Here is a 12,339-nt window from a genome sequence, read left to right as displayed (position 1 = left end):
AACGGAAGAGTGGATTGACATGCTCCGCTACACGCTGATGCGCCTCGGGATCTTCGCGGGCTGCTTCTTGGTCGTCTGGGGCCTCGTCTACTCCGGCATCGTGCCCCGCGGCCTCGGCGGGTCCAACCTGCTGTGGGTGGCCCTGCTCGCCCTCGTCGTCTCCGCGCCGATCAGCTTCGTCGTGCTGCGCAAGGAGCGCGACCGCGCGTCGGAGAAGGTCGTGGCCAAGGTCAACGACGTCAAGGCGGGCCTGGAGCGCAACCGTACGCAGGAGGACGTCGCCGACGACGCGGCGCGCACCGCGAAGCCGTAAGCGCGCGTCGCGGAGCCGTCAGCGCGCGTCGCGGGGCCGTAAGGTTCGTCACACGTAAGGAAACCCGGTACTGGAGCTTGCCGCTCCGGTACCGGGTTTTCGCTGTTTCTGGGACCCTTGGGGCCGCCTTATCCCAAACAAGTCCTTTGATGTGCTCAAAGTTCAAGTGTTAACGTGTTCGACATGAAGACAGCAGCCGCGCACCGCACTGCCATGGGCACCCTGCTCGTGGCGCGCCTGCATGTCGATCTCTGCCGCTGCATGTCCGCGGCCTGTTGCCGCGTCTGAGACCGAACCCTCGAACAGACCCTTGCAGCGGTGCCCGCCGGCCCTTCGCGGTCGCCGCTCCCTCACGTCCCCCGTCATCACCGGAGTGTGTCCGTGTCCGCGAATTCCGCGTCCCCCACCGAGCCCAAGTCCGGGTTCCGGATACCCAAGTTCCTCAAGATCCCCTTCTGGGCCCAGATCCTCGGCGGTCTGGTCCTCGGCGTGCTGCTCGGCTGGCTCGCCCGCAGCCAGGACATCGGCTGGCTGGTCACCACCCTCTCCAAGGTCGGTGACACCTTCATCGGCCTGCTGAAGCTGGCCGTGGCCCCGCTGGTGTTCTTCGCCATCCTGATCTCGATCACCAACCTGCGGAAGGTCAACAACGCCGCCCGGCTCGCGACCCGCACGCTGCTCTGGTTCATGATCACCTCGCTGATCGCGGTCGCGATCGGCCTGGTCATCGGCCTGGTCACCAACCCGGGCTCCGGCACGGGACTCACCCCGAAGGACGGCTCGAAGCCCGAGCACGAGGGCTCCTGGATCGACTTCCTCACCGGGATCATCCCGACCGACGTCGTCACGCCCTTCACCGAGCTGAACGTCCTCCAGATCGTCTTCATGGCCGCCGTCGCCGGCGTCGCCGTACTGAAGATCGGCGACGAGAAGGCCAAGCCGATCCTCGACCTCAGCGAGGCCGTCCTCGCGCTGCTGCAGAAGGCCCTGTGGTGGGTCATCAAGCTGTCCCCGATCGGCACCGTCGGCCTCATCGGCTTCGCCATCGCCGACTACGGCTGGAACCTGATCAGCAAGTACGCGACGTTCACCGCCGACATCTACATCGGCTGCGCCCTGGTGCTCTTCGGCGTCTACCCGCTGCTGCTCGCCACCGTCGCCAAGGTCAACCCCTGGCAGTTCTTCAAGGGCGCCTGGCCGGCCATCCAGCTCGCGTTCGTCTCGCGCTCCTCGGTGGGCACGATGCCGCTCACCCAGAAGGTCACCGAGCGCCTCGGCGTGCCGAAGGAGTACACCTCCTTCGCGGTGCCGTTCGGCGCCACCACCAAGATGGACGGCTGCGCCGCGATCTACCCGGCGATCGCCGCGATCTTCGTCGCGCAGATCTTCGACGTGAACATGGGCGTCAAGGAGTACGTGCTCATCGCGTTCGTCTCGGTCGTCGGCTCCGCCGCCACGGCCGGTCTGACCGGTGCGACGGTCATGCTGACCCTGACCCTCTCCACGCTCGGCCTGCCCATGGAGGGCGTCGGCCTGCTGCTCGCCATCGACCCGGTCCTCGACATGATGCGCACCGCCACCAACGTGGCCGGGCAGGTCGTCGCGCCGCTGATCGTGGCCGCGCGGGAGAACATCCTCGACCGCGAGGCGTACGACAACGCCACGGCGTCGCCGGTGGACGAGCCGGGTGTGGCGCCCGCCGCCGCCTGATCGTCCCTCTCGAACGGCCCGACGGCCCCTCCGCGTTCTCGCGGAGGGGCCGTTCTCATGCGGTGCGCCGGGGAGCCGTCGTTGCGGTCACTGGTCGTTCTTGCACTGGTTGCCGGTCGCCGGGTTGAGAGCCCCGAGGATGTCGAGGGTGGTGCCGCAGACGTTGGCGCCGACGTCGATCGGGAGCTGCACCGCGTTGCCGGAGATCACACCGGGGGAGTTCGCGACACCGGCGACGGCGTCCGGGTCGGGGTCCGCTGCCGCGGCGCCGGCACCGCCGATGACGACGGTCGCGGCGAGGGCCGCTGCGGCGAAGAACGCGCGCTTGCGCATGGGCTTACCTCCTGCTGAGAGAACGTCGAACGGTTTCGAGCCTCATCGGGGTGCGAGCGTGGCGAAACAGCAGTGATCTGTTCGGCCCAGGGGACCCGCTCGTCCGGGGGGATCTGCGCGGCGGAGGTTTCCTGGCCGCCGGTGACCCCCGGGTGACCCACGGGTGGGGCGCAGGTCGCCGTACGCTGACCGGTGGACGGTTGGTGCGGAAGGCGGGGGCCGGAGTGGCGGATGTGAAGACCGTGCGGGCTGCGAAGGCGGCGAAGCCCGCGAAGCCCGTGAAGGCGGCGAAGCCCGTCAAGGCGGCGAAGCCTGCGAAGCCGAAGAAGGCGACGAAGCCGAAGCAGGCGGTGCAGGCGGTGCAGGCGGCGAAGGGCGGGGACAGGGTGGTGCGGCAGAAACGGATGCCGCGTGCCGTGCGGGAGCGGCAGATGCTCGACGCGGCGGTGCGCACCTTCGGACAGCGCGGCTACCGCGCCGCGTCCATGGACGAGATCGCGGAGCTCGCCGGAGTCTCCAAGCCGCTCGTGTATCTGTATCTGAACTCCAAGGAGGACCTCTTCACCGCCTGCATCCGGCGGGAGTCCGCTGCCCTCGTCGAGGCCGTCCGCGACGCCGTCACCCCGGACGCGCCCGCCGACCGTCAGCTCTGGGACGGCCTGCGTGCGTTCTTCGCGCACACCGCCGAGCACCCCGACGCCTGGGCGGTGCTGCACAGCCAGGCCCGTACCGTCGGCGAGCCGTTCGCCGCCGAGGTCAACGTCATGCGCGAGGAGATCGTCACCTTCGTGACCGCGCTCATCGCCGCGGCCGCCCGTGCCGCCCACCACGACCCCTCGCTGCCGGACCGGGAGGTCGCGGGCCTCGCCCACGCCCTGGTGGGCGCGGCCGAGTCGCTCGCGGGCTGGGCCAACACCGAGACGACGGTGTCCGCGCACCAGGCCGCGGCGACCCTGATGAACTTCGCGTGGGCGGGCCTCGGCGACCTCATGGAGGGGCGTCCCTGGTCACCGCCCCGGTAGCCGGGCGCCCACCCGGCAGGGCGGTCCCGGTCACCGCCCCGGCAGGTGGTGCGGCTCCGGTGTCCGCGGGGTCCCGCCCGGCTCCCGCGGCGGGGCAGGGCGCACCGCGCCGGACAGATGCACCCGGCCCGTCGGCCCGCGCAGCGCGAAGGCCTCTCCCGCGGCCGCGTACGTCACCGAGCAGGGGAGCAGCACCGGTGCCCTGAACTCCGCACTCACGTGGAGCGCGGCGCCGCTCCCGCCGTCCGCCGCGGACCCCGCCTCGCGCTGGTGCTCGGCCACGCAGCGCGCGAACGTCCACATGCCGTGGGCGATGGCGCGGGGGAAGCCGAAGAGGCGGGCGGTGAGCGGGTGCAGATGGATGGGGTTCCGGTCGCCGGACACGGTGGCGTAGCGCCGTCCGAGGTCGCCGGTCAGCCGCCACTGGGCGTGCGCGGACGGGCCGGGACCGGGCCCCGCCTGCGGGTCCTGCCCGTCCCGGACGGGCAGGACGTCCTCGGGGGCGGGCTCCGGCGTACGGTGCCTGGACAGGTAGGTGCTGCGGGACTCCCACACCGGTGTGCCGTCGAGGCGCGCGCGGGTGACGACCGTCGCCTCGGTGCCCCGTCGGTGCGGGGCCAACGTCTCCGCGTACGTGGTGAGTTCGAGCTCGTCGGCGGGCAGCAGGGCGTGGTGCTGCACGATCTCCACGGACGTGTGCACGAGCCCGAGCAGCGGCAGCGGGAAGTCGCGGCCCACCATCAGCCGCATGGTGCCGGGGAACGCGAGGACGTGCGGGTACGTCACGGGCAGCGGGTCGCCGCCGCCCGTCCCCCCGGCCCGCCCGGCCGCGAACCCGCACAGCCGCTCGTACGCGACGAGCCGCTCCACGTCGGCCCGCACCCGCGCCGTGACGGCACCGGGCAGCGGGGCGTCGGGCCGGGCCCGCTTGAACGCGGACAGGGCAGCTCCCCGGAGCAGGGTGAGCGCGAGCGAGGTCATTACGGGCCCTTCCGATCAGTGCGCGGGGAAAAGGGTGGGTGGGCGAAACCGCCGCTGTGCGGTGGGTCCGGTGGTGCGGTGGGGCCGGTGGTGCGGTGGGCCCGGCTGTGCGGTGGGTCCGGTGGTGCGGTGGGTCCGGTGGTGCGGGAACGCGTGGGACGAGGAGCGCGCCGGAGTCGGCCGGAGGCCTATGCGCCCAGGAGGCTCTGGCCGCACACGCGCAGGACCTGGCCGTTGACGGCGCCGGTCGCCAGCCACGCCGTCGCCTCGGCGACGTCCACGGGAAGCCCGCCCTGCCCGAGGGAGTTCATGCGCCGCCCGGCCTCGCGGAGGAACAGCGGGACCGCCGCCGTCATCCGGGTCTCGATGAAGCCGGGCGCGACGGCGTTCACCGTCACGCCGTGCTCGGCGAGGGCCCGCGGCGCCAGGGAGCGTACGAAGCCGACGACGCCCGCCTTGCTCGCCGCGTAGTTCGTCTGGCCCGCGTTCCCGGCGAGGCCCGCGATGGACGCCGTGGCCACGACCCGGCTGCCCCGGCGCAGCGTGCCGGTCTTCAGCAGGAAGTCCGTGGTGCGCAGCACGCTCGCGAGGTTGACCTCGACGACCGAACTCCAGCGGTCCGCGGTCATGTTGGCGAACCGCCGGTCACGGGTGATGCCCGCGTTGTGCACGAGGACGCCGAGCCCGTCCGGCAGTGCCGCGGCGATGCGCTCACCGGCGTCGTCCGCGGTGATGTCCAGGGGCAGCGCCGTGCCCTGGAGGTGCTCGGCGACGCGGTGCAGATGCTGGGCCGCGGACGGCACGTCGAGGACGACGACGTGCGCGCCGTCGCGGGCCAGGACCTCGGCGACGGCGGTGCCGATGCCGCGTGCCGCGCCGGTGACGAGGGCGGTGCGGCCCGCGAGCGGCCGCGCGGCGCTGTCCGCGGCGGCGGGGGCCCCGGCGTCCGCCGCGGCTGCCGCGGTGGTGTCGTCGACGTCGATGACCTGGCCGTTCACGTACGCCGACTTCGGTGAGAGCAGGAAGCGCAGGGTCGCCTCGGCGGCGGACGCCGAGGGCGTCCGGACCAACTGGACCGTCCTGCCCCGGCCGATCTCCCTGCCGAGGGAGCGCACGAACCCCTCCAGGGCCTGCTGGGCGGCGGCCTGGTGGTGGTCGGCGGGGGAGAGGGGCGCGCCGAGGACGAGCACGCGCCCGCTGGGGGTTATGGACCGGACGACGGGGTGCAGCGCGGCGTGCACGTCGGCCAGCGCGGTGACCGTGGCGACGCCGGTCGCGTCCAGGACCACGGCGGCGGGACGGCGGCTGCCGAGGGGGCCGGTGTGCGGGGGCGTGCCGGTGCGGGTGAGGCTCTCGTGCAGGCCGGGGAGCGGGATGTCGCCCGCGGTCATGAGGAGGAGCGGGCCCTCGATGGCCGGGCGCTCCGGCGACCAGCGGTGCAGGGCGGCCGGCTGGGGCAGGCCGAGTCTGCGGGTGAGGAAGCGGCCGGGGCCGGTACGGGTGAACGTCGCGTAGCGGTCGGCCATGGTCCTGCTCCCGGCTCGGTACTGACGGCCTACGGAATTTACTTCTGAGTAAGGTTACTTGGGAGTCAGGGGGCGGTCGAGAGGGCGGCCGGGGAAGATCGAGGGGTGCGAGGGCGCGTACCGGCGCGTTCACGGGGCGAGCGCCGGGGGCCCTCCCGGGTTCTGTCACGGAGCGTGATGACCTGAACGGGCGGGGTGGCCCGGGGGCGCCTAGGGTGACCGAAGGGGACCCGCGCCTCTCGGAGGTCCGGGTGACCGAAAGGAACCCGCGCCTCTCGGAGGTCCGGGTGGCCGAAGGGGACCCGCACCTCTTGGAGGTCGCCGTGCGCAGCACATCCGCGCTCACCGCAGCCACAGCCACAGCCACGGCCACATGCCTGGCGCTCGCTCTCCCGGCTCTGCCCGCGGCAGCCGCCACGCCCGCACCGGGCAAGCCCGACCTCGGCCGCTTCTACGGGCAGAAGATCAAGTGGGCCGCCTGCGAGCCCGCGGCGCAGAACCTGCCGGAGGACGTGACCAAGGACAAGGACGTCGTCTGCGGCAAGGTCACCGTGCCGCTGGACTACGCGCACCCCGGCGGCGACACCCTCGATCTCGCGCTCATGAAGGTGAAGGCGAGCGGCGACAAGCGGGGGTCGCTCCTGGTGAACTTCGGCGGGCCCGGCGGTGCCGGTGTCTCGGGGCTCGCGGGCTCCAAGAAGGACTTCGGCTATGTCGGCAAGGGGTACGACGTCGTGGGCTTCGACCCGCGCGGGGTGGGCCTGAGCGAGCCGGTGAGCTGCGGCGGACGGCCGGACCCCGAGGGCGCGGACGGCGCGGAGGACGCGGCGGCGCTCTTGAAGCAGCTGCGCGAGGCTGCGGCGCGCTGCGACAAGGAGTCGGGTCCTGTCCTCCAGCACATGGGCACCGTGAACGTGTCCCGGGACCTGGACGTCATGCGGCAGGCGCTCGGTGACAAGAAGCTCAACTACCTGGGCTTCTCCTACGGCACCCGGCTCGGCGCGGTGTACACGGCGCAGTTCCCGAAGAAGGTCGGCCGGATGGTGCTCGACGGCGTGGACACCCTGACCGAGAACGTGGAGGAGCAGGGCCTCGTCGGCGCGGAGGGGCGGCAGACCGCCCTGGACAACTTCCTGCTGTGGTGCACGAAGAACGCGGGCTGTGTGTTCGGTGAGGACTCCCGGGCTGCCCGGGAGACCATGGTGAAGATCGTCAAGGACCTGGACGCGTACCCTCTGCGGGCCATGGACGGCCAGGAGTTCACGGGCCAGGACGTCGTGAGCGTGCTCGGCACCGCGCTGTACAGCAGGCAGGCCTGGCCCGCCCTCTCGCAGGCGCTGGGCGGGCTGCTCGCGGACGGCGACCCGCGCGCCCTGCTGCGGATGGGCGGCGCTCTGGGCGAGCGGCCCGAGGCCCCGCAGGGGGCGCGCGCCGAGGTGCCCGAGGACAACGCGGACGCCGCGCTCATGGCCGTGAACTGCGCCGACGACCCGGACCGGCCGGACGCGAAGGAAGTGGAGCGGGAGGTCGGCCGCATCCAGCGGGAGTTCGAGGAGGCCTCGCCGGTCTTCGGAAAGTCGATGCTGACGCCCGTGCTCCTGTGCTTCGGGCGGCCAGCGGGCACGGACTACATCCGGGACGACGTACGCGACGTGGACACCCCGAAGTTCCTGCTCGTCGGCACGCGCGGCGACCCCGCCACGCCGTACCGATGGACGGAGGAGACCGCGAAGCGGCTCGGGTCGTCCGCCGTCGTCCTGGACAACAAGGGCGACGGGCACACCGGCTACTTCGGTTCGAAGTGCGTGAAGGCCAAGGTGGACGCGTTCCTGCTGTACAAGGAGATGCCGAAGAACGGTAGTTCGTGCGCGGCGGAGTGAGCCCCACGCCTGTGGGGGCGGAGTGAGCACCACGCCTGTGGGGGCGGAGTGAGCACCACGCCTGTGGGGGCGAAGCGGGCGCTACGTCTGTGGGGCCGCCGAGCGGGCCGCCGTGTCCAGGCTCAGCATCGCCGCCTCGTCCGGGCTGCCCGGCTCCGCCTGGTACGTGACCAGGCGCTGCCCCGCCGTACGGGCGAGGCGCATCACCTCGTACGTGAGGGTCATCGTGCCCGCCTTCGGGTGCGCGAAGGTCTTCACGCCGCCGCCGCGCTCGCAGACCTCGTACCGGGCCCAGAGGCGGGCGAAGTCCGGGGACTTCAGGCACAGCTCGCCGACCAGGGCGGCGAGCTGCGGCGAGTCCGGGTCCCGGCCGCCGACCGCGCGCAGATGCGCCACCGACGTGGCGACGGTCTCCTCCCACGGCACGTACAGCTCCTGCCCCACGGGGTGCAGGAACAGATAGCGGGTGATGTTGCGCTGCTCCGCCGGCCAGTCCCACAGGCCCGGCATGAGGCGTCGGCCAGGGGGGTTCGCGGCGAGCAGGTAGTTGTGCGGGCTGACCACGTACGCGGGCAGCGGACGCAGGGCCTCCAGCATCCGCAGGACGGAGGGTCGGACCTCGAACTCCGTCGTCGGACGCGGTTCGGTGAGCCGTCCCGAGGCGAGCTCGGCGAGGTCGTGCAGGCGCTCGTGGGCGTCGCCGCCGAGGCGCAGCGCGCGGGCCAGCGAGTCGATCACGGCCGGTGACGGGTTGGTCTCGCGGCCGCGTTCCAGGCGCGTGTAGTAGTCGACGCTCACCCCGGCGAGCGTCGCCAGCTCCTCGCGGCGAAGGCCCGGCGTACGGCGAAGGCCCGTCCCGGCCGGGAGACCGGCGTCCCCGGGACGGATCTGGGCGCGCCGGGCCCGCAGATACCGGCCCAGCTCGGTGCCGCCGCGCTCGGTGCCGCCGCGTCCGGCCCCATCGCGTCCGGTCCCATCGCGTCCGGCCCCGCCGCGTCCGGTCCCACCGTGCTCGAAGGGGATGGCGTTCGTCATGGTTCCAGTGTCCGTGACGCGTGGGGAATGTGGGGGGCCGTGTCAGGGCCAGGAACAGCGCGGTCTGCCGGGCGCGGCTCCGCGGGCGGATCGTGGTGGCCGTACGGGGCCGGTCGGCTCCGTACGACCACCACGTCCCGAAGGGCTCCCGATGCCGTCCACCCTCCCCGCGAAGTCACGTACCGCACCGGTCGGTGACCGGGCCCCCGTGACACCGGCCACGTCGGCCCCTTCGGCGGGCGGCGCGGCCGTCGCCCTCGTCGCCGCGCTGCTCGGCTTCACCGTCATCACCGTCGACGTGTCCGCCGTGAACATCGCGCTGCCCGGCGTCCGGGCCGATCTGCACGGCGGCATGACGGGGCTCCAGTGGGTCGTCGACGCCTACACCCTGATGTTCGCCGCGCTGATGATCTCCGCGGGGGCGCTCGCCGACCGGGCGGGGGCGCGGCGGGCGTACGCCTGGGGGACGGGTCTGTTCGCCCTGGCGTCCCTCGCGTGCGCGCTCGCGCCGGGCATCGGGACGCTGATCGCCGCGCGCGTGGCGCAGGGCGCTGCCGCCGCCGTGGTCATGCCCGCGTCGCTCGCGCTGATCCGCCAGGCCTACGACGACCCGCGGCGCCGGGCCCGCGCCATCGCGCTGTGGACGGTGGGCGGTTCGGTGGCGATGGCCGCGGGCCCGGTGCTCGGCGGAGTGCTCACCGAGACCGTGGGCTGGCGCGCGGTCTTCCTCCTGAACCTGCCCGTCGGCGCCCTGATCCTCGCCCTGCTCACCCGCACCGCGCCGTCCCCGCGCCGCCCGGCCCCGCTGGACGTGCCCGGCCAGATCGCCGCCGTCACCGCCCTCGCCGGGCTCGCGTACGCGGTCATCGAGGGCGGACACGCGGGCTGGACGGACCCGGGTGTCCTGGCCGCCGTGGCGGTCGCGGTCCTCGCGGCGGTCGCCTTCCGCGCCGCCGAGAAGCGCCACCGCGCGCCCATGGTGCCGCTGCCGATGCTGCGGCAGCGCGAGGTCGGCGTCTCGCTCGCCGTCGGGTTCGCGGTGAACGCGGGCTTCTACGGCGTGGTGTTCCTGCTCGGTCTGTACTGCCAGCAGCTCCTCGGCATGTCGGGCATCGCGACGGGCCTGATGTTCGTGCCCCTCGCCGTCCTGATCACCTCGACGAACCTGGTGTCGCCGCGCATGGCGGAGCGCGTCGGCCGCCGTCCGGTGATCGTGACCGGGCAGCTCGTCCTGGCCGTGGCCATGTTCGCCCTGCTGCCCCTCGGCGCGGACACGCCCCTGTGGCTGGTCCTGCTGCTCCTTGCCCCGACCGGTGTCGGCGGCGCCCTCGCCGTCCCCGCGCTGACGGCCCTCCTGATGGACGCCGTCCCCGGCCACCGCGCCGGCACGGCGTCCGGTCTCCTCAACTCCCTGCGCCAGACGGGCGGGGCGCTGTCGGTGGCCCTGTTCGGCGCCCTGATCGGCGGCGGCACGGGCACCGCGGAGGGGTTCGCCGTGGGCGGGATGCGGCAGGGGCTCGTGGTGGTGGGCGTGACGCTGCTGGTGACGGCGGGGCTTTCGGGGTGGCTGCTGCCGCGGCGCCCGGGGGTAGGCGCGGGCCCGACCCCCGCCGGTGCCCGGGAAGGCCGCTGACCCGGGGTGGTCAGCGGCCTCCGACCGGTTCCCTCAGCGTCCGCTCGACTGCCACAGGGCCACGGCGAGAGCCGTGCAGGACGTGATGGCGGCCAGCGACGGCAGGGGCCAGCGGGTGCGCTCCAGGGCGTCGAGCCGCTCCTCGTGGTCGCCGATGGCCTTGTCGGTCTGGTCGGCCCGTTGCAGGAGCAGGGCCAGATCGCCCCGCGTGGTGGCGAAGCCGACGTCCACAGAACGGTGCAGACGCTCCAGTTCCAGCGTGATCCCTTCGGTGCCGGAGTGGGTCATGGGCGGGGCTCCTCGGTTGGTGCGGTGGTGTCGGGGCGGGGGGTGGGGGTGTCCTCGCCGGTCTTGTCGGTCTTGTCGGTCTTGGTGGTCCCGCTGGTCTCGGTGCTCTCGGTGCTCTCGGTGCTCTCGGTGGTCTCGGCGGTCACGGTGCTCCCGGTGCTCCCGGTGCTCTTGATGGTCTCGACGGTGGGCATGGCCGTGTCGGCGTGGGTGGCCCGGGGAGTTTCCGGGGCGGCGGGCGAGCCCGCCGCCCCGGTCCGCAGCCACGGCGGCAGCACCCGGTCCACGGCCGGTACGGCCATCAGCCTGCTGAGCAGACCGGCCACGGCGACCGCCGTCGCGACACCCGGCACGGCCCGCACCGCGGGCTCGTCCGCGAGCAGCGGCAGCGCCGTGATCAGGGCGACGAGGGTCTGCGCGACGGTGCGCAGGGTACGGCGGGCCGGGTCGGCCGCAGGGGACGGCTGGCTCATGCGGGTCTCCTCAGGTACGGGGGACGCGCAGCCGGTCCCAGCTCGCGCGCCCCGGGGTGCCGTCGGCGTCGCCGCCCGCGTAGCCGAGCCTGCGCTGCCAAGCCGCGTACGAGCGGACGTCGGCGTCGGTCCACACCGGTCCGGGACCCACCGCGTAGCGCCCGCAGCCCTCGGCGACGAGGCGGCGCCCGACGGCGGTGATCAGGGCGCTGCGGCGGCCGGGAACGAAGAACGCGGCGCCCGGGAACGCCGCGTACGGGGAGTCGGGCCGCGGACGCCCCGGCGGATCCGTGGGCGCGGCCCCGAGCCGCTTGGCGATCCGGCCGCGCATCGCCGCCATCGAGAACGAGGGGTCGATCTTGCGCCGGGTCCACTCCTTGTGCGCGACGACACTGGCCGCCGACCAGCCGTGCGCACGGCACAGCGCTGCCGAGAGCCGCTCCACGGTGGCGAGTTGGGCGGCCGGATAGGGGTCGCGGCCGTTGCCCAGGTTCTCGATCTCGAAGCCGTAGAAGCAGGCGTTGCCGTCGACGGCGTCGGGTCCGGGGCGGGCGGGCAGCCCCCGCTCGGCGCGGACGGCCGCGAGGACGGCGGCGGACCCCGTCCCCGCGTGGTTGGTACGGCCGTGGCCGAGCAGGTGCAGGGTCCCGTCCTTGGTGATCAGGCCGGTGCAGAGGGGGCCCGGCAGGTCGGGGAGACCGTGCCGGCAGGCGGAGAGGCTGTTGGTGCCCGCCGTGTGGTGCAGCATCACGCCGTGGACGGGGCCCCAGGGGCCTTTGTGGTTGCGGTTGTGGGTGCGCCAGTTGGGGTGTTCTTGGAGGGTGACGTGTTCCTTGCGGAGGGCTTGGAGGAGGGTGTCGGCGGTGAGGGGTGTGCTCATGCGGCGGCCCCCAGGGGCGCCGGGGGCTCCGGGTCCTCGGTGCGGACGACCTCGGTGCCGACCTCGCTCACCGGGTCGTCGAGGGGCACCTGCACCGGGTCCCGGCGCACGAGATAGACGGACAGCCGCGCGGCGACGGCGTCCGCCAGGGCGGCGAGCTGGTCCTCGGTGAGGGTGACGGGGGTGGGGGTCTCGGGCATGGGGTGCTCCTGACGGTCGTACGGAGGATGGGAGGAGAGAGGAAGGGGCGGGGAGAGGGGGCCGA

General features: G+C 73.4%; 13 protein-coding genes. 5 read left to right on the top strand and 8 right to left on the bottom strand.

The features are described 5' to 3' along the window. Positions 1 to 19 precede the first annotated feature (19 nt). Complete coding sequence (locus GPA10_RS03700) at positions 20 to 313, top strand: DUF4229 domain-containing protein (RefSeq protein ID WP_058847988.1); 294 nt, start codon at positions 20 to 22, stop codon at positions 311 to 313. Between the two features lie 381 nt (positions 314 to 694). After that, positions 695 to 2,023, top strand: coding sequence for a dicarboxylate/amino acid:cation symporter (locus GPA10_RS03695; RefSeq protein ID WP_058847989.1), 1,329 nt, complete (start codon positions 695 to 697; stop codon positions 2,021 to 2,023). A gap of 87 nt (positions 2,024 to 2,110) precedes the next feature. On the opposite strand, the gene GPA10_RS03690 is transcribed toward GPA10_RS03695, so the two are convergent. Next, the gene (locus GPA10_RS03690) at positions 2,111 to 2,356 is read right to left on the bottom strand and encodes a chaplin (RefSeq protein ID WP_157164083.1); all 246 of its coding nucleotides are present in this window, start codon (positions 2,354 to 2,356) and stop codon (positions 2,111 to 2,113) included. A 404-nt stretch (positions 2,357 to 2,760) separates the two neighbouring features. On the opposite strand from GPA10_RS03690, the gene GPA10_RS03685 reads away from it, so the two are divergent. Continuing rightward, positions 2,761 to 3,378 carry a TetR/AcrR family transcriptional regulator gene (locus GPA10_RS03685; protein WP_157164266.1) on the top strand — a complete coding sequence of 206 codons (618 nt, stop codon included), beginning with the start codon at positions 2,761 to 2,763 and terminating at the stop codon, positions 3,376 to 3,378. Between the two features lie 30 nt (positions 3,379 to 3,408). Here GPA10_RS03685 and GPA10_RS03680 read toward each other — a convergent pair whose 3' ends face one another. Together GPA10_RS03680 and GPA10_RS03675 are read right to left on the bottom strand one after the other, a co-directional pair. After that, complete coding sequence (locus GPA10_RS03680) at positions 3,409 to 4,359, bottom strand: MaoC/PaaZ C-terminal domain-containing protein (RefSeq protein WP_157164082.1); 951 nt, start codon at positions 4,357 to 4,359, stop codon at positions 3,409 to 3,411. A gap of 188 nt (positions 4,360 to 4,547) precedes the next feature. Next, positions 4,548 to 5,885: a 3-oxoacyl-ACP reductase gene (locus tag GPA10_RS03675; protein WP_157164081.1), complete on the bottom strand. Its 1,338-nt coding sequence runs from the start codon at positions 5,883 to 5,885 to the stop codon at positions 4,548 to 4,550. Between the two features lie 311 nt (positions 5,886 to 6,196). Here GPA10_RS03675 and GPA10_RS03670 point away from each other — a divergent pair, with 311 nt between their 5' ends. Beyond that, entirely contained in the window at positions 6,197 to 7,765 is a 1,569-nt protein-coding gene (locus GPA10_RS03670; protein ID WP_157164265.1) for an alpha/beta hydrolase, read from the top strand. Positions 7,766 to 7,846: 81 nt separating this feature from the next. Here the strand turns inward: GPA10_RS03670 and GPA10_RS03665 are convergent, their stop codons facing one another. Beyond that, positions 7,847 to 8,800, bottom strand: coding sequence for a helix-turn-helix transcriptional regulator (locus GPA10_RS03665; RefSeq protein ID WP_157164080.1), 954 nt, complete (start codon positions 8,798 to 8,800; stop codon positions 7,847 to 7,849). 151 nt (positions 8,801 to 8,951) lie between these two features. On the opposite strand from GPA10_RS03665, the gene GPA10_RS03660 reads away from it, so the two are divergent. Beyond that, positions 8,952 to 10,433, top strand: coding sequence for an MFS transporter (locus GPA10_RS03660; RefSeq protein ID WP_246258657.1), 1,482 nt, complete (start codon positions 8,952 to 8,954; stop codon positions 10,431 to 10,433). A gap of 33 nt (positions 10,434 to 10,466) precedes the next feature. Here the strand turns inward: GPA10_RS03660 and GPA10_RS03655 are convergent, their stop codons facing one another. From GPA10_RS03655 to GPA10_RS03640, 4 genes are read right to left on the bottom strand one after another with little or no spacing between them, the layout of a single operon-like run. Beyond that, a complete protein-coding gene (locus GPA10_RS03655) occupies positions 10,467 to 10,721 on the bottom strand; it encodes a hypothetical protein (protein ID WP_058847995.1) in 255 nt (84 codons plus the stop codon). Next, a complete protein-coding gene (locus GPA10_RS42175) occupies positions 10,718 to 11,194 on the bottom strand; it encodes a hypothetical protein (RefSeq protein WP_246258654.1) in 477 nt (158 codons plus the stop codon). Before GPA10_RS42175 ends, GPA10_RS03655 begins: the two co-directional genes overlap by 4 nt. 10 nt (positions 11,195 to 11,204) lie before the next feature. Continuing rightward, positions 11,205 to 12,074, bottom strand: a complete 870-nt coding sequence (locus GPA10_RS03645) for a peptidoglycan-binding protein (RefSeq protein ID WP_157164079.1) — start codon at positions 12,072 to 12,074, stop codon at positions 11,205 to 11,207. After that, entirely contained in the window at positions 12,071 to 12,274 is a 204-nt protein-coding gene (locus GPA10_RS03640; RefSeq protein ID WP_157164078.1) for a hypothetical protein, read from the bottom strand. The genes GPA10_RS03645 and GPA10_RS03640 overlap by 4 nt, the downstream gene beginning before the upstream one ends. Between the last annotated feature and the right edge of the window lie 65 nt (positions 12,275 to 12,339).

It is taken from the genome of Streptomyces typhae (assembly GCF_009755605.1).
In the GTDB taxonomy this organism is placed as follows: Bacteria; Actinomycetota; Actinomycetes; order Streptomycetales; family Streptomycetaceae; genus Streptomyces; species Streptomyces typhae.
The sequence above is the reverse complement of the archived record's forward strand: the minus strand, read 5'-3'. Positions and strand labels throughout refer to the sequence as shown.

Bases quoted from the DNA above. Each gene is read 5' to 3' on its own strand.
- GPA10_RS03700 (WP_058847988.1), top strand. From the start codon at position 20: ATGCTCCGCTACACGCTGATGCGCCTCGGGATCTTCGCGGGCTGCTTC.
- GPA10_RS03690 (WP_157164083.1), bottom strand. From the start codon at position 2,356: ATGCGCAAGCGCGCGTTCTTCGCCGCAGCGGCCCTCGCCGCGACCGTC.
- GPA10_RS03685 (WP_157164266.1), top strand. From the start codon at position 2,761: ATGCCGCGTGCCGTGCGGGAGCGGCAGATGCTCGACGCGGCGGTGCGC.
- GPA10_RS03680 (WP_157164082.1), bottom strand. From the start codon at position 4,359: ATGACCTCGCTCGCGCTCACCCTGCTCCGGGGAGCTGCCCTGTCCGCG.
- GPA10_RS03675 (WP_157164081.1), bottom strand. From the start codon at position 5,885: ATGGCCGACCGCTACGCGACGTTCACCCGTACCGGCCCCGGCCGCTTC.
- GPA10_RS03665 (WP_157164080.1), bottom strand. From the start codon at position 8,800: ATGACGAACGCCATCCCCTTCGAGCACGGTGGGACCGGACGCGGCGGG.
- GPA10_RS03660 (WP_246258657.1), top strand. From the start codon at position 8,952: ATGCCGTCCACCCTCCCCGCGAAGTCACGTACCGCACCGGTCGGTGAC.
- GPA10_RS03655 (WP_058847995.1), bottom strand. From the start codon at position 10,721: ATGACCCACTCCGGCACCGAAGGGATCACGCTGGAACTGGAGCGTCTG.
- GPA10_RS42175 (WP_246258654.1), bottom strand. From the start codon at position 11,194: ATGAGCCAGCCGTCCCCTGCGGCCGACCCGGCCCGCCGTACCCTGCGC.
- GPA10_RS03645 (WP_157164079.1), bottom strand. From the start codon at position 12,074: ATGAGCACACCCCTCACCGCCGACACCCTCCTCCAAGCCCTCCGCAAG.
- GPA10_RS03640 (WP_157164078.1), bottom strand. From the start codon at position 12,274: ATGCCCGAGACCCCCACCCCCGTCACCCTCACCGAGGACCAGCTCGCC.